The organism is Mesorhizobium sp. Arg314, assembly GCF_053714275.1.
Window position 1 is genome coordinate 189,308 of sequence record NZ_JBSKBP010000011.1, and the last position, 21,047, is coordinate 210,354.

The window sequence follows — 21,047 nt, forward strand, 5'->3', positions numbered from 1 at the left end:
GCTCGAACGGCTTGGCCGAAGCGGCCAGGAAGGAAAGAATGCATGGCGAATAAGGAAAACGCCGAACTCGTTTTCGCGCCGCTGGGCGGCGTCGGCGAGATCGGCATGAACTTCGCCCTCTACGGCTACGGACCCGCCGACGCGCGTGAATGGATCATCGTCGATGTCGGTGTCACGTTTCCGGACGCGGCACATCCGGGCGTCGATCTCATCTTGCCCGATACGCGCTTCATCGAGGAGAACCTCGACGGCCTGCGCGGCATCGTTATCACGCATGCGCATGAGGACCATTACGGCGCGCTGCTCGACATCTGGCCGAAGCTCAAGGCGCCGGTCTGGATGACGCCGTTCACCGCCGGTCTGCTCGAAGCCAAGCGGCAGGGCGAGCGGAACGCCCCGAAGATCCCGGCGTCGATCTATCGCGCCGGCGAGACGTTCACCATCGGGCCGTTCGAGATCGAGGCGATCCCGGTTGCGCACTCGATTCCCGAGCCGATGTCGCTGGCGATCACCACGCCCGCCGGTACCGTGATCCACACCGGCGACTGGAAGATCGACCCGGCGCCGACGATCGGCCCGAAGACCGACGAGGCGCGTTTCCGCGCTTATGGCGACAAAGGCGTGCTGGCGCTGATCTGCGATTCCACCAATGCGCTCAGGGAAGGGGAGTCGCCGTCGGAAGTGGCGGTCGGCGAGGGCCTCAAGGGCGTCATCGAGAATGCCAAGGGCCGCGTCGCGGTCACGACCTTCTCCTCCAATGTTGGGCGTATCGTCTCGATCGCCAGGGCGGCGCGCGATGCCGGCCGGCAATGCCTGGTGCTCGGCCGCTCGCTCAAGCGCGTCATCGATGTGGCGGGCGAGCTCGGCTACATGGACGGCCTTCCGGAATTCATCGCCGAGGAAGACTACGGCTATATCCCGCGCGAGAACCTGGTGATCATTTGCACCGGCAGCCAGGGCGAGCCGCTGGCCGCGCTTGCAAAGCTCTCGCGTGACGAGATGAAGTCGGTGGCGCTGACAGCCGGCGACACGGTGGTGTTTTCCTCGCGCACCATTCCCGGCAATGAAAAGGCGATCCTCGAAATCAAGAACCGGCTGATCGACCTCGGCATGAAGATCATCGAGGACGGCGACGCGCTGGTGCACGTCTCCGGCCACCCGCGGCGCAGCGAATTGCGCAAGATGTATGAATGGGTGCGGCCGCAGATCGGCGTTCCCGTGCATGGCGAGGCAGCGCATCTCGTGGCACAGGGCTCGCTGATGTCGATGTCGGGCATCGGCCAGGTGGCGCAGGTGCGCGACGGCGACATGCTCAGGCTCTGGCCCGGTCCGGCGACGATCATAGACCAGGTGCCGTTCGGCCGGCTCTACAAGGACGGCCTGCTGATCGGCACCGACCAGGCGATGGGCATACGCGATCGCCGCAAGCTGTCCTTCGCCGGCCATGTCGCGGTCAATGTCGTGCTCGACGACAAATATGAGCTTGCCGGCGACCCCGACCTAGTGGCGATCGGCGTCGCCGAGGCCGATGCCAAGGGCGAGACTCTGGAAGATCTGATGCTCGATGCGGCAATCGGCGCGGTGGACTCGATCCCGCGCCAGCGCCGAAAAGACCTCGACCTGGTGCAGGAAGCGGTGCGCCGTGCCGTGCGCGGCGCGGCCAACGAAGCCTGGGGCAAGAAGCCGTTGGTGACTGTATTCGTCACGCGGTGACGAACAGGGGAATAGGGCAGTAGGGCAGTAGGGCAGTAGAGAAGAACGAGTGGTTACTTTCTTGTGCCTTCTGCCTTACTCCCCTAAAAGCGGAGCGCTTTATGCTTGGACGCCTGAACCATGTCGCGCTTGCCGTGCCGGACTTGGCCGCGGCAATGGCCGCCTATCGCGATACGCTGGGCGCGCGATTGAGCGAGCCGCAGGCGCTGCCGGAACACGGTGTCACCGTCGCGTTCGTCGATGTCGGCAACACCAAGATCGAGTTGCTGGAGCCGCTGGGCGATGCCTCGCCGATCGCGGCGTTCCTCGATAAGAATCCTTCGGGCGGCATGCATCATGTCTGCTACGAGGTCGACGATATCCTTGCCGCCCGCGACCATTTGAAGGCGAGCGGCGCGCGCGTGCTGGGCGACGGCAACCCGAAGACCGGCGCGCATGGCAAGCCGGTGCTGTTCCTGCACCCCAAGGATTTCTTCGGCACGCTCGTCGAACTGGAGCAGGTATGAACTGGATTCTGTTCGCCGCGCTGTTCTTCGTCACCTGGTGGCTGGTGCTGTTCGTTGTTCTTCCGTTCAGCCTGCGCACCCAGGACGACGATCAGGATGTCACGCTTGGCACCGTTTCCAGCGCGCCGCGGGGGCCGCATATGCTGCGCGCCTTCGTCCGCGCGACGATCGTGACGGTGATCGTCATGGGTATTCTCTACGGTCTTACGATGGGGTTGGGATTCGGTTTCGACGACATCATGCGGGTCATGCCGGACTTCACGCCGGACGCCAGTCACTGATACCGCTAGAGCGTCTCACCGTTTCACGGAAACGGCGAACCGCTCTATCTCTTTGTTTTGCCGCAATTCCGGGCGGAAAACCGCTCACACTTTTCCTGGAATTGCTCTAGACACAGTCTCCGCAAGTATTGAGCAGTAAGCGCGCGTCAAGGTTGAAATCGGAAGCCGGCTTCCGATTTCGGCGGCTAATCATGGTCGATGCTGTTTGGCAGATGGTCGTGCTAAGCAGATGATTGCACAAAAAAAATGCAAGGCACGAGGCCTTGCAATTTAAACGCGTCCGATCCGTTTCCGGTGTCCGGCGGCAGCGAGTTACCGCGCCTAGATCGCATCCTCCCAAGACTTTGACCGCGTAGGAGAGCAGATTTTTCTCCGCCCTCTCGGTTATCGGGGCACACTAGACCAAGGCAGGTGAAAATGTCACGAAGAATTTTGCCTCGAAACAGGCAATATCGTGCTGCACTGCACAATAGTGCGGCAGGGCTTGCTTGTGAATCGATCAAATAGCCATTTGCGGCACTTTGCAGCCAAAATCGCCTTTTTGGTAGGGTGCAGAAGACCCCGATACTTTGGGGCACTCGGGTTTCCATTCGGCCATGAAATGGCTATGAAGCCCGGGCAAGCAGCCTCGGTTGCGCCGATTCCCCGCGCCGCCATCTTCATTCACGGACCAGTCCATGCGTTTGTCGCGCTACTTCCTGCCCATTCTCAAAGAAAATCCCCGTGAGGCCGAAATCGTCTCGCATCGGCTGATGCTGCGCGCCGGCATGATCCGCCAGCAGGGGCAGGGCAGCTTTTCGTGGCTGCCATTGGGCAAGCGCGTGCTGGACAAGGTCTGCCGGATCATCCGCGAGGAACAGGACCGCGCCGGCGCGTTGGAAATTCTGATGCCGACCATCCAGTCGGCGGATCTGTGGCGCGAAAGCGGCCGTTACAACGACTACGGCAAGGAGATGCTGCGCATCAAGGATCGCCAGGACCGCGATATGCTCTACGGTCCGACCAACGAAGAGATGGTCACCGAGATTTTTCGCGCCTACGTCAAGTCCTACAAGGACCTGCCGCTCAATCTCTACCACATCCAGTGGAAGTTCCGCGACGAGGTGCGTCCCCGCTTCGGCGTCATGCGCTCGCGCGAGTTCCTGATGAAGGACGCCTATTCCTTCGACCTCGATTTCGAGGGCGCCAGGGCAGCTTACAACCGCATGTTCGTCTCCTATCTCAGGACGTTCACGCGCATGGGCCTGCAGGCCATTCCGATGCGCGCCGACACCGGTCCGATCGGTGGCGACCTCAGCCACGAGTTCATCATCCTGGCGGAGACCGGCGAGAGCCAGGTGTTCTGCGACCGCGCTTATCTCGCGCTCGACGTTCCGGGCGCCGGCACCGACTTCTCCAACGATGCCGAGATCGGCGACATCGTGAAGAAATGGACGACGCCTTACGCCGCCACCGACGAAATGCACGACAAAGCGGCCTGGGAGAAGGTCGTTGAAGGCGACCGGCTCTCGGCGCGCGGCATCGAGGTCGGCCATATCTTCCATTTCGGCGAGAAGTATTCCAAGCCCATGAACGCCAAGGTGACCGGCCCCGACGGCAAGGACCATTACGCCTCGGGCGGCTCCTACGGCATCGGTCCGTCGCGGCTGGTCGCGGCGATCATCGAGGCGAGCCATGACGAGAACGGCATCATCTGGCCGGAAGCGGTGGCGCCCTTCGATATCGGCCTGATCAACATGAAGGCCGGCGATGCCGAATGCGACCGCGTCTGCGACGAGCTTTATGCCGCGCTGATATCGGCCGGCAAGGACGTGCTCTATGACGACACCGACCAGCGGCCGGGCGGCAAGTTCGCCACCGCCGACCTGATCGGCCTGCCGTGGCAGGTGATCGTCGGCCCGCGTGGCGTGGCCGCCGGCGAGGTCGAGATCAAGAACCGCAAGTCGGGCGAGCGCGAAACGCTGCCGATCGCCGAGGCCAGGAAGCGCCTGGGTATCGCCGCATGAGCGAGGCGGGGACAGCGGCCAGATCAGGGGCGGGCGCCTTTTCCGGCTTTGAGCGCATGGTGGCGTGGCGCTACCTGCGCTCGCGCCGCAAGGAGACGGTGATCTCGGTCATCGCCTCGATTTCCTTCCTCGGCATCATGCTGGGCGTCGCGACGCTGATTGTCGTCATGGCCGTGATGAACGGTTTCCGCGCCGAATTGCTGACCCGCATCCTCGGCGTCAACGGCCATCTCATCGTGCAGCCGCTCGATTCGCCGCTGGAGGATTACGCCCAGGTGGCGAGCCGCATCAACGGCGTCTCCGGGGTCAAATACGCCATCCCGCTGATCGACGGCCAGGTGCTGGCGCAAGGCAATGTCGGCGGCGGCGCGGGTGCCTTGGTGCGCGGCATCCGCGGCGAGGACCTCGGCAAGATTTCGATCGTCTCCAGCAACATCAAGCAGGGCACGCTTGACGGCTTCGACACCGGCGATGGCGTGGCGATCGGCAAGCGCATGGCCGAAAGCCTCGGGCTGGTGCTTGGCGATACCATAACGCTGATCTCTCCCGACGGCGACGTGACACCGCTCGGCACGACGCCGCGCATGAAGGGCTACAAGGTCGCGGCGATCTTCGAGGTCGGCATGTCGGAATATGACAACTCGATCGTCTACATGCCGTTCTCGGAAGCGCAGCTCTATTTCAACATGGATGGGCGGGCGCAGACCATCGAGATCTATGTCGACAATCCAGACAATGTCGACGCGCTGAAGCCTCTGGTCGAGCAGGCGGCGCAACGGCCGGTCGATCTCGTCGATTGGCGCCAGCGCAACGAGACCTTCTTCTCGGCGCTGCAGGTCGAACGCAACGTCATGTTCATGATCCTGACGCTGATCGTGCTGGTGGCGGCGCTCAACATCATTTCCGGCCTCATCATGCTGGTGAAGGACAAGGGACATGACATCGCCATCCTGCGCACGATGGGCGCTTCGCGCGGAGCGATTCTGCGCATCTTCTTGATGACAGGAGCGGCGATCGGCGTCACCGGCACGATCGCCGGCGTGCTGCTCGGCGTCGTCATCTGCCTCAACATCGAATCGATCCGCCAGTTCTTCTCGTGGATGACCGGCAGGATACTGTTCAATCCGGAGCTCTATTTCCTCAGCCAGCTGCCGGCGAAGATGGATCCGCGCGAGACGACCTATGTGGTGATCATGGCGCTGGCCTTGTCGTTCCTCGCGACGGTGTTCCCGGCGTGGCGGGCCGCCCGGCTCGATCCCGTCGAAGCCTTGAGGTACGAGTGATGGCCGAGGCCATTATCGAGTTGAAGGGCGTCGAGCGGCACTATGTCCAGGGGCCGCGCAAGCTCACCATTTTGAACGGTGCCGACTTTTCGCTCAGGCGCGGCGAGATGGTGGCGCTGGTGGCGCCGTCGGGCTCCGGCAAGTCTACCTTGCTGCACACAGCCGGCCTGCTGGAGCGGCCCGACGCCGGCGACGTGATGCTCGCAGGCCGTGCCTGCGGCCGCTTGTCGGACGAGGAGCGAACCGCGATCCGCCGCAATGATGTCGGCTTCGTCTACCAGTTCCATCACCTGTTGCCGGAGTTCTCAGCGCTCGAGAACATCATGATGCCGCAGCTGATCAAGGGGCTTTCCTCCAAGGACGCCTCGGAACGGGCGGCGCAGCTTCTCGACTATATGCAGATCGGCAAGCGTGCGCAGCACCGGCCGGCCGAGCTTTCCGGCGGCGAGCAGCAGCGCGTGGCGATCGCGCGCGCGGTCGCCAATGCGCCGCTGGTGCTGCTGGCCGACGAGCCGACGGGCAATCTCGATCCGGTCACCGCTTCCTACGTGTTCGATGCGCTGGAGGCGCTGGTCAGGCAGTCGGGCCTTGCGGCGCTGATCGCCACCCACAACCACGAGCTCGCCGGGCGCATGGACCGGCGGGTGACGCTGGCCGAGGGCAAGGTCGTCCCGCTGTAGGCCAAGCCGGTATCTACCCAAGAGGGGCCAGGCGCCGAGTTTTAGGCAGCGACGATTGTCATCGCAGTCGGCCCGATGCATCTGCCGCAGATGTGATACGATGCGATCTCCCGCCGGTCGGAGGCCGCCGTGAAAAAGGTCATTGTCGGCATTGTCGCGCTGTTGTTCCTGATGGTCGCCTTGACGACTGTCTACTCCTTGCTTTTCGGTTGTCCGCATGGCGGCTCATACCGGTGTGTCCAGGGCTTCAACCGGGAGACCTGCGGCTGTCCACAGTCGTAGGTTTCGAGCGCTCCTGTCGCGAAGGCAAACAGCCAATCCCCAGCACTTTGCGCAAGGCGACCAGCAGCCGATAGCGTCTGATTTTGTGGGCCGTTCACGGCTTCTCACCTCCCATCGGGCGGTTAACCTTTCATTTACTGTGCAAAATTTCTCGCCCTGCCGCTGTGCCAGACGGCCGTTGACATTCGAACAAAATTAGAACAAATTACGAACATACCAACAACGGAGAGAGTTATGTCTGATCTGGTTCAGGATGTCGTCTCGCTGGTTTGCATGAGCACCTTCCTCGTTTCCATGGCGATCTGGATCGGCGCCATGTGATCAGGCGGCTTGGCCGCCGCTGTCCGGGCGGGCAAGAGCCCGCCCTGTTGTTGGGAGGGCAAGAGCCCGCCCTGGGACGGCAAGAGCCCGCCCTGGGACGGCAAGAGCCCGCCCATTGCGGGAAGGGCAAGGGCCCGCCCTTTGTTAAGTCTTTCTTGGCCGCGCCGCCGCTAGGCTGCTCCTTCAAGACAGGGAGCTCAAGACAGGGGAGCCAAGGCAGTGTCGGTCATCGTCACGGTCACTCTCGTGGCCGGCAATCTCGGACTGATCTTTCTTTTGATGACCTTGCCGCTCGGTTTGCGCACGGTGACGGCCAGCCGTGTGATCAAGGCCGGCCGCAATCGTCTCTGGCAGGCGCTGTGGCCGTTCGGCGGCGATGCCGGCTGGTCCGGCGAAATCCTTTCCGCCGAGCCCCTGGACGGCGAGGGGACGGCGCTGATCAAATTGTCCTGGGAAGGCCGGGACGGTGGGTCGATCGAACGCAAGGCGCGGTTTGAGGATCTGAGGGAGGGAAGCTACTTCTCGATGACGGTCATCGAGGATACGGCGCTCGATCCATCGTTCTGGGCGAATTATCGCGAGACCGCCGAGCTTGCGTCCGAGGGCGATGCCACGCGGGTCACGCTTACCCAGACCGACCGCTATCGCGGCGTCGCGTTTCTGATCTTCCGCTTCTTTGCCATGCGCCGCGAGCTGCGCAAGCTGGACGTCTGGGCGGCAACCGGCACGTATCGCAAGGGTGGCTGGTTCGAGCATCCGGTGAGCCAGGTCGGCTTTGCCGTGCTTTCGGCCGGTATCCTATGGCCATTCTTCGGCCTCAGCCTCGGCGGCTTCGCGCTGGCCACGATCCTGACTTCGGTGGTCGCCCTGCACGAGCTCGGCCACATGGCGGCCTTCCGGCTGACGGGGCATCGCCGGGCGCGGATGATCTTCATTCCGCTGCTCGGCGGCATCGCCATCGGCGGCAGGCCCTATGACAGCCGCTTCGAAGTGGCGTTCGTGGCGCTGATGGGCGCGGGCTTTTCCGCTTTCCTGGTGCCGGTGCTGATCGCCGCCAGCGGCTTCGCCAATGGCGAGGGACATCGCCTGGCCGCCATGCTTTTGGCCACGCTTGCCGGCTGCGCGTCGCTGTTCAACATCGCCAATCTGGTGCCGGTGTGGAAATTCGACGGCGGCCAGGTGCTGCGCCAGATCTGCCCCGGTCCGGCGGCACTCGCGCTGGCGTCCTTCTTCCTGCTCTCCGCGCTTCTTGCGCTCGGCTGGCGGGCCGGTTTCTCGCCGAGCTTCCTGCTGATCGCGGGCGCGGTGTTTTCGATCCTCAGCCTGATCACCATGGGCAGCGGCGTGAAGCCGCGCCATGAGCTGAAGCCGATCCAGACCTTCGACCGGCTGGCCATGGCCGGCGCGCTGCTCGCGGTGTTTGCCATCCACGGCTACGGCATGCTCTGGGCTTCGGCACAGCTGATGTAGGGGCGGCGGGTCAGCCTGCCTTGCGGGCCGGTTCGGCGGTTGGGACCGCTGCGGGTCCAAACACATCCTCGAAGGCGGATTTCAGCGCGAGGTCGAGGTCGGCCATGGTGACGGGAAGGCCAAGATCGACGAGGCTGGTCACGCCGTGGTCCGAGACGCCGCAGGGCACGATGCCGCTGAAATGGCCAAGGTCCGGTTCGACATTGATCGCGATGCCGTGAAAACTCACCCAGCGCCTGAGCCGGATGCCTATTGCCGCGATCTTGTCCTCGGCCGGCCTGCTGTCCGGCAGGGCAGGCCGATCCGGCCGCACCACCCAGACGCCGACGCGGTCCTCGCGCCGCTCGCCGCGCACGTTGAAGGCGGCCAGCGTGCCGATGATCCATTGCTCGAGCGCGGCGACGAAGGCGCGCACATCCTCGCGCCGGCGCTTCAGGTCGAGCATGACATAAGCCACGCGCTGTCCCGGGCCATGATAGGTGTATTCGCCGCCACGCCCGGCGGCGAAGACCGGAAACCGGTCGGGCTCGATCAAATCCTCGCTGCGGGCGCTGGTGCCGGCGGTGTAGAGCGGCGGATGCTCGACCAGCCAGACCATCTCGCCGGCGGCGCCGCTTCGAATTGCGTCGGCGCGCGCCTCCATGAAGGCCAGCGCGTCCGGATAGGACGTAAGGCCGGGTTCGATCACCCATTCCACCGGCGCCGAACCGGGGAGCGGCAGGAACGACGTGGCGATCTGGCTGCGTTCTGTCATGGAGTGTTTCTCAACTTGCGCTTATATGGCGGCAATCGGTCAAAACGTCCAGTTCCGCTTCCTCGTCGCGAGCCTGTGGCATTGTGCCGGCAGCAGCTAACGATTATTCCGCATGGCGCACTTGTTTCGCCGGAAACGATTTGCTACAGGCCCCGAGCCGGACGGTTCCGGCTCCTACCACGTGCGGTCGTGGCGGAATTGGTAGACGCGCAGCGTTGAGGTCGCTGTGGGGCAACCCGTGGAAGTTCGAGTCTTCTCGACCGCACCATTCTCCCCCAAAAAAGTGTTTCTTGGATGAGCCCGTGACCGAAGCGGGTCGGCGCGCATCTCTTTTTCCGAGAGCCAAAACAGATGCGGCGACAGGCTTGAGGCCGTGCCGCCGCTTTGAGCTTTGCTAACAGGTGGCCCGGCAAACCCGGCCTATCCCGTCCACCCGAGGCCAGCCGAGATGCAATTGATCGATACGAGCAGCGCGTCGGTAGCCCGCTTCTGATCCGCCGTGCCGGTATTTGCACGAACTTCGCGCAGCAGATCGACCTGCAGCCGGTGGATGTCATCCATCTGCCGGCGCAAATTGTCGAAACGCCTTTTGAACATCGGGAAGCGCGCGGAAAGATCACCTCCCGTGAGGTCCCTGATCAGGCGTCGCGTCAACTCATATTCCGCGGTGATGCGGGCGTAGATTCGGCTGGCCGCATCGCTGTCGGACACCAGGCCGGCATAGAGCCGCGCGATTTCCATGTCGGACTGGTAGAGCGTCTTCTCGGCCTCGTCGACGATCAGGCGGAAGAAGCGCGAGTGCTCGAACATGCGGGCCAGAAGCTCGCGCCCGGCCTCGCCGCGCACCGTGACGAAAGAACTCAGCGCGCTGCCGATGCCATACCAGCCGGTCAACAGATGTCGATTCTGGCTCCAGGCGAACACCCATGGAATGGCGCGCAGGTCGGCGATGCCGCTGGCGCCGAAACGACGATCCGGCCGCGAGCCCATTTTCAGCAGCGCAAGTTCCGCGACCGGGCTCGCCTGGTTGAAATAATCGAGGAAGCCGGACTCGGCCATCAACCCGGCATAGGACGCCTGCGACATGCCTGCCAGCGCCTCCAGCGCTTCGTCGAACTCCGGCGTTTCCTTCGGCACGGCATCGCCGGGCGATCCCACACCATGGGCCAGCACGGCGGCGGCGAGAACTTCGAGCTGGTTGGGGCCGGTGCCGCGATTGGCGAATTTCGACGATACGACCTCGCCCTGCTCGGTCACCCGCATGGTGCCGGCGACAGTGCCTTGCGGCTGTGCGGCGATCGCCCGGCCGGTCGGTGCGCCGCCACGGCTGACGGAGCCGCCACGGCCGTGGAAGAAACTGATCCGGACCTTGTGCTTGCGGCCGATAGCAGCGAGGCGCTTTTGCGCTTTCGCCAGTTCCCAGTTGGAAGCCAGGAAACCGCCGTCCTTGTTCGAATCAGAATAGCCAAGCATGATTTCCTGGCGCGCGCCGAAATCGCGCACCGTGCGCCTCACCAGCGAAGTGTCGAGCAATCCGTTCAATATGCCGGGGGCAGCCTGCAGGTCGGCGATCGTCTCGAACAATGGCACGATCCGCAGCCTGATCGCGCCGCCGCCGCCGGGCGCGGTTGAAAGCCCGCAATATTGCGCCAGCAAGTAGACCGCGAGCAGATCGTCGGCCGAGCGTGTCATGCTGAGCACGAAAGAGCCGACGGCGTCGGCATCCGAACCCGCGATGTGCTTGGCGATGACGGAAAATGTCGAAAGCAGTTCGCCTGCTTCAGGCGAGAGCCGCCCTTCGTCGATCTCCAGCCGCTCGCCCTGGCTGAGGCCAGAGCGAATGCGCGCCGACCATTGCGGCGTGCCGGTCGCGACCGGATCCGTCAGCGTAAACAGCTCGGCCAGCACACGGTTGACGACCGTGGAGTTCTGCCGGATGTCGAGCGAGACCGTGCGGAAGCCGAAGCTTCCGACCTGCCAAAGCAGAGGCTGAACGAAACGCCTGGCTACCGCGCGTCCGCCGATCGCTTCGAGAACGCAGGACAGCCCGTACAGATCGGCGCGAAACGCCTCCGCCGAGAGGTAGGCCGCCTGACCGCCGTCCCGCGTCGCGACCAACCGGGCAAGCAAGGCCGAAGCGAACTGGCGAAGGGGCTCATCAGGGTTTCGGGCGGCGATCTCTTCAGCCTCGCCACTTTTCTCAAGCGCCGTCTGCAGCACTGGCCTGAAGGTGGCCGGCAGCTCAATGACGTTCGAGCTGGCGCTGAGCACCGCCACCAGCCGCTGCACCTGCGTCAGATACCAGCCTATGGCGGTGTTGCGGTATTCGGCCATGGCATGGCTGGTGACCGCGGCCGTCACATTCGGATTGCCGTCGCGGTCGCCGCCGATCCACGAGGCATAGCGCATGAAGGAGGGAATCCTGATCGCCTCGCCCGGATAGTGACGCTCGAAGGCGCCTTGAAGCTTGCCATAGAGCTGCGGCGTCGCCTCGAAGATGACTTCGCGAAAGAAATGCAGGCCCCAGGCGATTTCGCGTTCGACCGTCGGGCGCTCCAACCGCAGCTCGCCCGTCATCCACAGAAGCTCGATCTCGCTTTCGAGGTCCGCGACCAACAGGTCGCGTTCGCGCGGCGCCCAGCGCGGCTGGTCGAGCTCGGTCAGCTTGCGATAGATACGGCGATGGATCTCCAGCACGGTGACGCGTTTGGCCTCCGTCGGGTGGGCGGTCATGGTCGGGCCGACGCAAAGCCCGTCGAGTGCCGCCTGGACTTCTTCCGCCGAGTGGCCGTTCGCCGTCATCTGCGCGACCACGCTGGCGAAGGACCCGGGCACCTCGTCGACACCCGCGCCCTGTTCGAGTTCGCGACGCGCCCGCATGGCAAGCAGCTCGTCGGCGATCGTCAGCAACTGGAACCACACGCCGCTCGCCTGAAGCGCCGGAATGCGCTGCTCGGCGGCGAGGGAGACAAGAGACCTGCGTCCGCTCAAGACCGCGGCGATCTCGGGCTCGCGCGCGCTTGCGACCTGAAGCAGCAGGCGCAACAACAGGCTGCGCTCGTCCTCACGAAACTTGATGCGTCTGCTCTGTTCCAAAGCCGCTCCTCGTTCGCATCGATCGCAGCCGCGCCCCTCAAATCGAGGTGGCGCCGGCGTCAGGCGACCCGGTCGGGAACCGGGCGACCCTCGAAGAAGGCGGTCAGGTTCTCCACCACCTTCATGCCCATCGCCACGCGCGTTTCCTCGGTCGCACTGCCGAGATGCGGCAGCAGCACGACGTTCTCCAACCGCTTCAGCGCCTCCGGAACGGCCGGCTCGTCGGCAAAGACATCGAGACCCGCGCCCGCGATCTCGCGCCTTTGCAGCGCGCCGATCAGGGCATCCTGGTCGACGACGTCGCCTCGCGCCGTGTTGATCAGGAACGCGCCGGTTTTCATCGACCGAAGGCGTCGAGCATCGATGAGATGGCGGTTTTCCGCGCCGCCCGGACAATGCAGCGACACGAAGTCGGATGTTGCGAGCACATCTTCCAGATTTGGCATCTGCACGGCGCCCATGGCGCGCGTCTCGTCATCATCGACAGGCGAGCGATTGAAGAAGACGATCTTCATGCCGAAGCCGAAATGCGCGCGCCTGGCTGTCGCCTTGCCGATGCGCCCCATGCCGACAATGCCCAAGGTCTTGCCCGACACTTTCGCGCCGGCCATGTGGGTCGGCGACCAGCCGCGCCACTCACCGGCCCGCAACTGCCGCTCGCCTTCACCGGTCCGGCGCGCGACAGCCAACATCAGGCTAAGCGCAAGATCGGCGGTGCAATCGGTCAGCACGCCCGGCGTGTTGGTCACCACGATGTCGCGGTCGCGCGCCGCCGCGACATCGATATGGCTGAAGCCGACGCCGAAATTGGCGATGATGCGGGTGCGGGCGGCGCTGGCGGGAAACACCGCGACAGGCAAACGGTCGCTGACCGTTGCCAGGATCGCATCAAAGTCCGCGAAGGCGGAAGTCATTGCGGCAGGGCTCAGCGGCGTATCGCTGGCGTTGAGCGTCGTGTCGAAGCGCTCGGCGAGGATCGCTTCGACGGCGGCCGGCCATCTGCGGGTGACAATCAAACGCGGTTTCATCGAATTTCCTGCCGATCGATGGGTCGCCGCGACGCTTCCGGCGACCCGATACAGACATTACCTCCTGCGCTGCGCGGGCTTCGCGCGGCGGTCGGCCGTCACGCTGCCTTCTTGGTCCGCGCCAGCGTGTCGGCCACGACCTCGCCGAAAGAGGCAGGCGTCGGCACGATGACGACGCCGGCTTCCTTCAGGATCTCGACCTTTTCCTGCGCCGATTCGCCGAAGGCCGAGATGATCGCGCCGGCATGGCCCATGCGGCGGCCCTTCGGGGCGGAAAGGCCGGCGATATAGGCGATCAGCGGCTTGCGCATATTGTCGCGCGCCCAGATCGCGGCTTCGGCTTCCTGCGGGCCGCCGATCTCGCCGATCATCACCACGGCGTCGGTGTCCTCGTCCCGCTCGAAGAGCTGCAGGATGTCCTTGAAGGACGAGCCGTTGATCGGATCGCCGCCGATGCCGACGCTGGTCGACACACCGATGCCCAGCGCCTTCATCTGCGAGGCGGCCTCGTAGCCCAGCGTGCCGGAACGGCCGACGATGCCGACGCGTCCGGGGAGGTAGATGCTGCCGGGCATGATGCCCATCAGCGCCTGTCCGGGCGTGATGACGCCGGCGCAGTTCGGCCCGACGAGGCGCATGCGGTCTTCGAAGCGGTAGCGGCGCATGTAGCGCTTCACCTGCATCATATCCTGCGACGGGATGCCGTCGGTGATGCAGACGCAGAGCTTGATGCCGGCATCGGCCGCTTCCATGATCGAGTCGGCGGCGAAGGGCGGCGGCACGAAGACGATGCTGGCTTCGGCGCGGGTCTCGCGCACCGCGCCCTTGACGGTGTTGAAAATGGGCAGGCCGAGATGCGTTTGGCCGCCTTTGCCGGGGGTGACGCCGCCGACCAGCTTGGTGCCGTAGCGCTTCATGTCGTCGGCGTGGAAGCTGCCGATCTTGCCGGTGAACCCTTGCACGATGACGCGCGTGCTGCGGTTGAGCAGGATTGCCATTTTCTCGACCTCCCTCAGGCTGCTTTTTTGTTCTTGGTGGCTTCGCGCCAGGCGGCGACCGCTTTTTCGGCGGCTTCGGCCAGCGTGTCGGCGACGATCACCGCCTCGCCGGAATCGGCCAGTATCTTGCGTCCTTCCTCCACCTTGGTGCCGGAAAGGCGCACCACCAGCGGCACGTCGACGCCGACCTCGCGGATCGCCTTGATGACGCCCTCGGCCACCCAGTCGCAGCGGTTTATGCCGGCGAAGATGTTGACCAGGATAGCCTCGACATTCTTGTCGCCAAGCACGGCGCGGAAGGATTTCGCCACCCGCTCGGGCGAGGCGCCGCCGCCGATGTCGAGGAAGTTGGCCGGCTCGCCGCCGGCGATCTTGATCATGTCCATCGTCGCCATGGCGAGGCCGGCGCCGTTGATGATGCAGCCGATATTGCCGTCCAGGCCGACATAGGAGAGGCCGCGGTCGCTGGCGAACGTCTCGCGCGGGTCTTCCTGGCTCTTGTCGCGCAATTCGGAGATTTCCGGGCGGCGGAACAGCGCGTTCTCGTCGAACGACATTTTTGCATCGAGCGCGACCAGGCTGCCGTCGCGCGTCACCACCAGCGGATTGATCTCCAGCATCGAGGCGTCGTAGTCGCGGAACACCTGGTAGCAGCCGAGGATGGTTTCGGTAGCCTTACCGATCAGGTTGCTTTCAAGCCCGAGACCGAAGGCGATCTCGCGCGCCTGGAAGCCCTGCATGCCGACACCGGGATCGACCGTGGCACGGATGATCGAATCAGGTTTTTTCTCGGAAATATCCTCGATCTCCATGCCGCCGGCGGCCGACGCCACGATCATGACGCGCTCTTCCTTGCGGTCGAGCACAAAGCCGAGATAGAGCTCCTGGGCGATGTCGACCGCTTCCTCGAGATAGAGGCGCGAGATCAGCTTGCCGCGAGGGCCGGTCTGCTGGGTCACCAGCTTGCGCCCGAGCATGGCTTCCGCCGCGTTGGAAATTTCCTCGTCGTTGGAGCAGAGCTTGATGCCACCGGCCTTGCCGCGCGCGCCGGAATGAACCTGCGCCTTCAGCACCCATTTCGAGCCGCCGATCTCTCTGGCACGGTAGGTCGCCTGTTCGGGGCTGTAGGCAAGCCCGCCGCGCGGCACGTGCACGCCGTGACGCGCAAGCAGTTCCTTGGCCTGGTATTCGTGGATGTCCATCTTGTCCTCCCGTAGTTCTTATTGTGCGGCGTGCGGCCCATTAGCCAACAAAGTTTGGCCTGCGCGTTCGATCGCCTCGTTCACCACCAGCACGTTGCGCGCCATGCGTTCCGACGCCGCATCGATCATCTTGCCGTCGAGCGCGGCAGCACCCTTGCCGAGCGCCTCGGCTTCCTTCAGCACTTCAAGGATGCGGCGGGCGCGCGTGACCTCTTTCTCGGGCGGCGAGAACACGTCGTTGGCCAAGGCGATCTGCGAAGGGTGGATCGCCCATTTGCCTTCGATGCCGAGTGCGGCGGCGCGTCTGGCGGCCGCCTTGTAGCCTTCGGGATCGGAGAAATCGCCGAACGGTCCGTCGATGGCGCGCAGGCCATAGGCGCGGCAGGCGACCGTCATGCGCGACAGGGCGAAATGCCATTGGTCGCCGGGGTAGTCGGGGTTCAGCCCGCCGATATTGACGGTGCGCGCCTTGTTGCTGGCGGCATAGTCGGCGACGCCGAAATGCATCGCTTCCAGCCGCCCGGGCGTGGCGGCGATCGCCTCGACATTGGCCATGCCGAGCGCCGTCTCGATCAGCGCTTCAAGCCCGACACGGGTCTTGAAACCCTTGGCCATCTCGATCTGGTTGACCATGGCCTCGACCATATAGAGGTCGGCCGGCACGCCGACCTTCGGCACCAGGATGGTATCCAGCCGGTCGCCGGCCTGTTCCATGACGTCGACGACGTCGCGGTACATGTAATGCGTGTCGAGGCCGTTGATGCGCACCGAAACCGTCTTGCCCCTGGCACGCCAGTCGATGTCGTTCAGCGCCTGGATGATGTTCTTGCGGGCACGCTCCTTGTCGGGCGGCGCGACCGCGTCCTCGATGTCGAGGAAGACGAAGTCGGCGGCGCTGTTCGCCGCCTTGTCGATCATCTCCGGGCTGGAGCCGGGCACAGCCAGCTCGCTGCGCTGCAGCCGCAATTTCTTCAGATGGTTGATGGTGTGGCTCATTGTCCGCTCCTCACGCAGCCTTGGCGACCGGCAGGTCGGCCGTGCGGCGGAAGTGCTCGATCGCCGCGGCCACGCCTGAACCAGGCGCAAGGCGCACGCCGCAATCCAGCAACGCCATTTCGGCGGCCGACAGGGAGGCCAGCACCATCACCTCATTCAGCCAGCCGAGATGGCCGATGCGGAAGACTTTGCCGGCCACCTTGTTGAGGCCACCGCCAAGCGAGGTCTGGTAGGTCCCGTAGGCGCGCTTGACGACATTTGCGCTGTCGATGCCTTCCGGCACCAGGATCGCGCTCACCGTGTCGGAGTGCCATTGCGGTGTCTTGGCGCACAGCTTCAGCCCCCAGGCGTCGACGGCCTTGCGCACGCCTTCGGCCAGCCGATGGTGGCGGGCGAAGATGTTTTCCAGCCCTTCCTCGGCAATGAGGTCGAGCGAGGCGCGCAGGCCGCGCAGCAACTGCGTCGCCGGCGTATAGGGGAAATAGCCGGCATCGTTGGTGCGGATCATGTCCTCGAAGGAAAAGTAGCAGTGCCGGTGCTTCGCGACCCGTGAAGCGGCAAGGGCCTTCTTGCTGACCGACAGGAAGCCGAGGCCAGCGGGCAGCATGAAGCCCTTCTGCGAACCGCTGACGGCACAGTCGACGCCCCATTCCTCCTGGCGGAAGTCGATAGAGCCGATCGACGAGACGCCGTCGACGAAAAGCAATGCAGGGTGGTTCGCGGCGTCGAGCGCGGCGCGGCAGCCGGCGACGTCGCTGGTGACACCCGTCGCGGTCTCGTTCTGGGTGCAGAAGACAGCCTTGATGCGGTGCGCCTTGTCGGCGCGAAGCTTCTCGGCATAGAGCTCGAGCGGGACGCCGGTGCCCCATTCGCAATCGATGACGTCGACGTCCAAGCCGAGCCGCTCGGCCATGTCGACCCACAGATGCGAGAACTGGCCGAAGCGCGACATCAGTACCTTGTCACCGGGGCTGAGCACATTGGTCATCGCCGCTTCCCAGGCGCCGGTGCCGGAGGAGGGGTAGATGAAGACCCGGCCCGTCTCGTTCTTGAAGACCTTTTTGATGTCCTCGAACAGCGGCAGCGTCAGGTTGGGGAAGGAGGAGGCGCGCATATCCTCCATCGGCAGGTTCATGGCCTGCCGGACTTGCTCCGGAATGTTGGTGGGTCCTGGGATGAAAAGATGCGTGAACCCAGCCATGCGCGAAACTCCTCCGACCGTTTGGGATTGTGGAGGAAGTTTCGTCTTGGCGAGGCTCGCCAACAACACCTTGCCGGGTAAGTTGTTGGCCCTTGTGGGTGGGATGGTCCTACCCGGTCGGACTACCCGATAGGCGGTTTGGACGGGCGGCGTTTCTCGCTCGAATAGAGCGCGACGGCCATGGCGCGGTTGCGCACGTCCAGCTTGTCGTAGAGATTCTTCAGGTGGTATTTCACCGTGTTCTCGGAAATCCCGGTCCGCGTCGCGATCTGCAGGTTGGTCCAGCCGTCGGAAAGCACCGCGAGCAATTCGCGCTCGCGTACGGTGAGCCGGGACAATGGCGTGTCGTTGACCTTGTTGATGTCGATATAGGGGATGCAGATGCGGCCATGCGCGACCGCCAGGATCGTCTCGAAGATTAGCGGCGGATCGTCGAACTGGAAGCAGTAGCCCTGGGCGCCGAGGCGCACGCATTGCTTCAGGATGCCGATGTCGTGGTCGTTGGAAAAAACCGTGATGCGCACGCCAAGCTGGCGGCTCTGAACTTCGGTGAGGACATCGGCGCCATCCATATCGGCGAGCTTCCAGCCGATGACGGCGACATCGAATTGCGTGGTGGCGGCCAGTTCCAGGAATTGCGTGCCGCTTTGCACGGCGCCGAGCAGCTCGAAGCGGCCGTCGCATTCCAGCATTTCGCGCAGCGCCGAAACAACGAGCGGATTGCGCTCGGCGACGACCACGCGAACGCGCCGACCGGTAGTTGCCTCGTTCGTCTTTGCGGACTCGATGTTCAAGGGCAGCGTTTGTCCTCGGGCCGTTGAGCGATGCGCCGATCCTGCTGGATGATGCATCATGACAATTCTGCCTCAATGGGGAAGGGGTGCTCTTTCCCCAGCGACATGCGCTGTCGCGTCGGCTGAAGCGATTGTCACACCTGAGACGCGTAGTAAGTCAGCGGCTCCGGGGGCAAGATCACCGCGATATTTCCTCGGCTATTCCGGGCTCTAGCGCGACATCTTCCCAAGACGAATCTCATCGCCGCGCTATCTGCCGCAAAGCTCTGAGATTTCTTCGAAAGCGGTTTCCGGTTCTCGGGATGATGCGCTAGACCTCATTCGACACCCTTCGGGATTCTGATGGCGGGAGGCGCTGGTGGAAGGCCAGGACAGACAGACGGCCGGCGCCGCGCCCGCCGAGGAGCAGCACGCCGACATCTATGGCGAGGACGGCGCCGTTCTCGCCGCTTTCCTCGCCCGGATCGGCGCGGCGATCGCCGACCGCGACACGATCACCCTCAAGCGCGAAGTCGACGACCTGCACCAGTCGGAGCTTGGCGACGTGCTGGAGGCGCTTCATCCCGAACAGCGCCGGGCGCTGGTCGAGTTGCTCGGCTCCGATTTCGACTTCTCCGCGCTGACTGAAGTCGACGAAGCGATCCGCATGGACATCGTCGACAATCTGCCGAATGCGCAGATCGCGCAGGCAGTGCAGGAACTCGATTCCGACGATGCCGTCTACATCCTCGAGGACCTCGAGAAGGAAGACCAGGACGAGATCCTGTCGCAGCTGCCGTTCACCGAGCGCATCAGGCTGCGGCGCGCCCTCGATTATCCGGAAGAGACGGCCGGCCGGCGCATGCAGACCGAGTTTGTCGCCGTGCCGCCGTTCTGGACGATCGGCCAAACCATCGACTACATGCGCGAGGACAAGGACCTTCCCGAGCGCTTCAGCCAGATCTTCGTCATCGATCCGAGCCTCAAGCTGGTCGGCGCCATCGACCTCGACCAGCTCCTGCGCGCCAAGCGCGCGGTCAAGGTCCAGGACGTCATGCATGAGACCCTGCATGCGATCCCGGCTACGATGGACCAGGAAGAGGCGGCGCGGGAGTTCGAACAATACAACCTGCTCTCCGCCGCCGTGGTCGACGAGAACGAGCGGCTGGTCGGCGTGCTCACCATCGACGACGTGGTCGACGTCATCCAGGAGGAGGCGGAGGAGGACCTTCTGCGCATGGGCGGCGTCGGCGACGAAGAACTGTCCGACACGGTGCTCGCCACCTCGCGCTCGCGCGTGCCCTGGCTGCTGGTCAATCTGCTGACCGCCTTCCTCGCCGCTTCGGTCATCGGCCTGTTCGATCGCACGATCGAGCATATCGTGGCACTTGCGGTGCTGATGCCGATCGTCGCCGGCATGGGCGGCAATGCCGGTTCGCAGACCATGACGGTGACCGTGCGAGCGCTGGCGACCAAGGATCTCGATATCTACAACGCCGCCCGCATCATCCGTCGCGAGCTGGGTGTCGGCTTCATCAACGGCATCGTCTTTGCCGTGCTTATCGGCATGGTCGCCGGCTTCTGGTTCCGCGACCCCAATCTGGGCGGGATTATCGCTGCAGCGATGATCATCAACATGTTCGCCGCCGCGCTTGCCGGGATACTCATCCCGCTGGTGCTCGACCGTTTCAAGATCGATCCGGCGGTGGCCTCGGCTGTCTTCGTCACAGCGGTTACCGATTGTGTCGGCTTTTTTGCCTTTCTCGGGTTGGCGACATGGTGGTTTAGCGTGCCCTAAAATAACAAGCCGGCGTTAATTGACTTTTACGTAAATGCCATGCGAGGCTGCCCCGGGGTCACGTGCCGATTCCGGCGCGCGATGGGTCTAATCGGAGGGAAGGGCGACGCTCCAGGCGGCGATGCCCGGGCCTGGGAGCTGGAATGCGGGAATATTATACGATCACCGAGCTGACACGCGAATTCGACGTGTCGACGCGGACGCTGCGTTTTTACGAGGACGAAGGGCTGGTGCAGCCGGTCAGGCGCGGCCGCACGCGGCTGTTTCGCCCATCCGACCGGCATCTCATTCGACAGATCATGCGGGGAAAAAGGCTCGGCTTCTCGATCAACGAGATCCGCGAGATCATTCAGATGTACAAGGAGCCGCCCGGCGAGGTCGGCCAGCTCAAGCTGATGATCAAGCGCATAGAGGAGAAGCGCGAGGACCTGCGCCAGAAGCGCCGCGACCTGGAAGAGACGCTGGCCGAGCTCGACCAGGCCGAGGAGTCCTGCGTGGAGCGGTTGGCGGAGCTGGGTGTTAATACGTAGAGCGGAACTACCACAGCAAAACGTTGGCGATTAGCCGAAGCGCTTCGCAACGTCGTCATCAACTCTGAGGAATGGCGGCGTCTCTGAGCCTAGCGTTTAGGGTGACGACGATCTTTCGCATGACCGCGG

18 protein-coding genes and 1 tRNA gene are annotated in these 21,047 nt (G+C 64.0%); 11 read left to right on the forward strand and 8 right to left on the reverse strand.

Annotated elements, in window-relative coordinates; translation table 11 throughout:
* Positions 1-42 precede the first annotated feature (42 nt).
* The 8 genes from ACWGS9_RS14735 (at position 43) to ACWGS9_RS14770 (ending at position 8,542) form a co-directional block, all read left to right on the forward strand.
* Positions 43-1,713, forward strand: coding sequence for a ribonuclease J (locus tag ACWGS9_RS14735; protein WP_454505936.1), 1,671 nt, complete (start codon positions 43-45; stop codon positions 1,711-1,713).
* Between the two features lie 101 nt (positions 1,714-1,814).
* Positions 1,815-2,219, forward strand: a complete 405-nt coding sequence (mce, locus tag ACWGS9_RS14740; protein ID WP_454505937.1) for a methylmalonyl-CoA epimerase — start codon at positions 1,815-1,817, stop codon at positions 2,217-2,219.
* Positions 2,216-2,500, forward strand: coding sequence for a DUF1467 family protein (locus ACWGS9_RS14745; RefSeq protein WP_454505938.1), 285 nt, complete (start codon positions 2,216-2,218; stop codon positions 2,498-2,500). Before mce ends, ACWGS9_RS14745 begins: the two co-directional genes overlap by 4 nt.
* A 677-nt stretch (positions 2,501-3,177) precedes the next feature.
* Positions 3,178-4,506 carry a proline--tRNA ligase gene (proS, locus tag ACWGS9_RS14750; protein ID WP_454505939.1) on the forward strand — a complete coding sequence of 443 codons (1,329 nt, stop codon included), beginning with the start codon at positions 3,178-3,180 and terminating at the stop codon, positions 4,504-4,506.
* Positions 4,503-5,789 (forward strand): lipoprotein-releasing ABC transporter permease subunit, encoded by a 1,287-nt coding sequence (locus tag ACWGS9_RS14755; protein ID WP_454505940.1) that lies wholly within the window; start codon positions 4,503-4,505, stop codon positions 5,787-5,789. Before proS ends, ACWGS9_RS14755 begins: the two co-directional genes overlap by 4 nt.
* Positions 5,786-6,469, forward strand: coding sequence for an ABC transporter ATP-binding protein (locus ACWGS9_RS14760; RefSeq protein WP_320309577.1), 684 nt, complete (start codon positions 5,786-5,788; stop codon positions 6,467-6,469). The genes ACWGS9_RS14755 and ACWGS9_RS14760 overlap by 4 nt, the downstream gene beginning before the upstream one ends.
* A gap of 129 nt (positions 6,470-6,598) precedes the next feature.
* Positions 6,599-6,751, forward strand: coding sequence for a hypothetical protein (locus ACWGS9_RS14765; RefSeq protein WP_454505941.1), 153 nt, complete (start codon positions 6,599-6,601; stop codon positions 6,749-6,751).
* A 540-nt stretch (positions 6,752-7,291) separates the two neighbouring features.
* Positions 7,292-8,542: a site-2 protease family protein gene (locus tag ACWGS9_RS14770; RefSeq protein ID WP_454505942.1), complete on the forward strand. Its 1,251-nt coding sequence runs from the start codon at positions 7,292-7,294 to the stop codon at positions 8,540-8,542.
* Positions 8,543-8,552: 10 nt separating this feature from the next.
* Here the strand turns inward: ACWGS9_RS14770 and lipB are convergent, their stop codons facing one another.
* On the reverse strand, positions 8,553-9,296 hold the full coding sequence (gene lipB / locus ACWGS9_RS14775) for a lipoyl(octanoyl) transferase LipB (RefSeq protein WP_454505943.1): 744 nt from the start codon (positions 9,294-9,296) through the stop codon (positions 8,553-8,555).
* Between the two features lie 183 nt (positions 9,297-9,479).
* Here lipB and ACWGS9_RS14780 point away from each other — a divergent pair.
* A tRNA-Leu gene (locus ACWGS9_RS14780) sits at positions 9,480-9,564 on the forward strand.
* 152 nt (positions 9,565-9,716) lie between these two features.
* On the opposite strand, the gene ACWGS9_RS14785 is transcribed toward ACWGS9_RS14780, so the two are convergent.
* The 7 genes from ACWGS9_RS14785 to ACWGS9_RS14815 all read right to left on the reverse strand — a co-directional run bounded on the left by ACWGS9_RS14785 (position 9,717) and on the right by ACWGS9_RS14815 (position 18,611).
* Positions 9,717-12,392 (reverse strand): phosphoenolpyruvate carboxylase, encoded by a 2,676-nt coding sequence (locus ACWGS9_RS14785; protein WP_454505944.1) that lies wholly within the window; start codon positions 12,390-12,392, stop codon positions 9,717-9,719.
* A 59-nt stretch (positions 12,393-12,451) separates the two neighbouring features.
* Positions 12,452-13,420: a 2-hydroxyacid dehydrogenase gene (locus tag ACWGS9_RS14790; protein WP_454505945.1), complete on the reverse strand. Its 969-nt coding sequence runs from the start codon at positions 13,418-13,420 to the stop codon at positions 12,452-12,454.
* Positions 13,421-13,518: 98 nt separating this feature from the next.
* Positions 13,519-14,418 (reverse strand): succinate--CoA ligase subunit alpha, encoded by a 900-nt coding sequence (gene sucD, locus ACWGS9_RS14795; RefSeq protein ID WP_320213145.1) that lies wholly within the window; start codon positions 14,416-14,418, stop codon positions 13,519-13,521.
* Between the two features lie 14 nt (positions 14,419-14,432).
* Positions 14,433-15,620: a malate--CoA ligase subunit beta gene (locus ACWGS9_RS14800; RefSeq protein ID WP_454505946.1), complete on the reverse strand. Its 1,188-nt coding sequence runs from the start codon at positions 15,618-15,620 to the stop codon at positions 14,433-14,435.
* 18 nt (positions 15,621-15,638) lie between these two features.
* Positions 15,639-16,616 carry an HpcH/HpaI aldolase/citrate lyase family protein gene (locus ACWGS9_RS14805; RefSeq protein WP_454505947.1) on the reverse strand — a complete coding sequence of 326 codons (978 nt, stop codon included), beginning with the start codon at positions 16,614-16,616 and terminating at the stop codon, positions 15,639-15,641.
* Between the two features lie 10 nt (positions 16,617-16,626).
* Entirely contained in the window at positions 16,627-17,817 is a 1,191-nt protein-coding gene (locus ACWGS9_RS14810; RefSeq protein ID WP_454505948.1) for an aminotransferase class V-fold PLP-dependent enzyme, read from the reverse strand.
* 122 nt (positions 17,818-17,939) lie between these two features.
* Positions 17,940-18,611, reverse strand: a complete 672-nt coding sequence (locus ACWGS9_RS14815) for a LuxR C-terminal-related transcriptional regulator (protein ID WP_454505949.1) — start codon at positions 18,609-18,611, stop codon at positions 17,940-17,942.
* Positions 18,612-18,969: 358 nt separating this feature from the next.
* Between ACWGS9_RS14815 and mgtE the strand changes: the two genes are divergently transcribed.
* A complete protein-coding gene (gene mgtE / locus ACWGS9_RS14820) occupies positions 18,970-20,388 on the forward strand; it encodes a magnesium transporter (protein ID WP_454505950.1) in 1,419 nt (472 codons plus the stop codon).
* A gap of 143 nt (positions 20,389-20,531) precedes the next feature.
* Positions 20,532-20,918: a MerR family transcriptional regulator gene (locus tag ACWGS9_RS14825; protein ID WP_027168973.1), complete on the forward strand. Its 387-nt coding sequence runs from the start codon at positions 20,532-20,534 to the stop codon at positions 20,916-20,918.
* Positions 20,919-21,047: the final 129 nt, after the last annotated feature.

What these genes read in the sequence shown, in the direction of transcription:
- ACWGS9_RS14735 (WP_454505936.1), top strand. Translation starts at nt 43, where the DNA reads ATGGCGAATAAGGAAAACGCCGAACTCGTTTTCGCGCCGCTGGGCGGC.
- mce (WP_454505937.1), top strand. Translation starts at nt 1,815, where the DNA reads ATGCTTGGACGCCTGAACCATGTCGCGCTTGCCGTGCCGGACTTGGCC.
- ACWGS9_RS14745 (WP_454505938.1), top strand. Translation starts at nt 2,216, where the DNA reads ATGAACTGGATTCTGTTCGCCGCGCTGTTCTTCGTCACCTGGTGGCTG.
- proS (WP_454505939.1), top strand. Translation starts at nt 3,178, where the DNA reads ATGCGTTTGTCGCGCTACTTCCTGCCCATTCTCAAAGAAAATCCCCGT.
- ACWGS9_RS14755 (WP_454505940.1), top strand. Translation starts at nt 4,503, where the DNA reads ATGAGCGAGGCGGGGACAGCGGCCAGATCAGGGGCGGGCGCCTTTTCC.
- lipB (WP_454505943.1), bottom strand. Translation starts at nt 9,296, where the DNA reads ATGACAGAACGCAGCCAGATCGCCACGTCGTTCCTGCCGCTCCCCGGT.
- ACWGS9_RS14790 (WP_454505945.1), bottom strand. Translation starts at nt 13,420, where the DNA reads ATGAAACCGCGTTTGATTGTCACCCGCAGATGGCCGGCCGCCGTCGAA.
- sucD (WP_320213145.1), bottom strand. Translation starts at nt 14,418, where the DNA reads ATGGCAATCCTGCTCAACCGCAGCACGCGCGTCATCGTGCAAGGGTTC.
- ACWGS9_RS14800 (WP_454505946.1), bottom strand. Translation starts at nt 15,620, where the DNA reads ATGGACATCCACGAATACCAGGCCAAGGAACTGCTTGCGCGTCACGGC.
- ACWGS9_RS14805 (WP_454505947.1), bottom strand. Translation starts at nt 16,616, where the DNA reads ATGAGCCACACCATCAACCATCTGAAGAAATTGCGGCTGCAGCGCAGC.
- ACWGS9_RS14810 (WP_454505948.1), bottom strand. Translation starts at nt 17,817, where the DNA reads ATGGCTGGGTTCACGCATCTTTTCATCCCAGGACCCACCAACATTCCG.
- ACWGS9_RS14825 (WP_027168973.1), top strand. Translation starts at nt 20,532, where the DNA reads ATGCGGGAATATTATACGATCACCGAGCTGACACGCGAATTCGACGTG.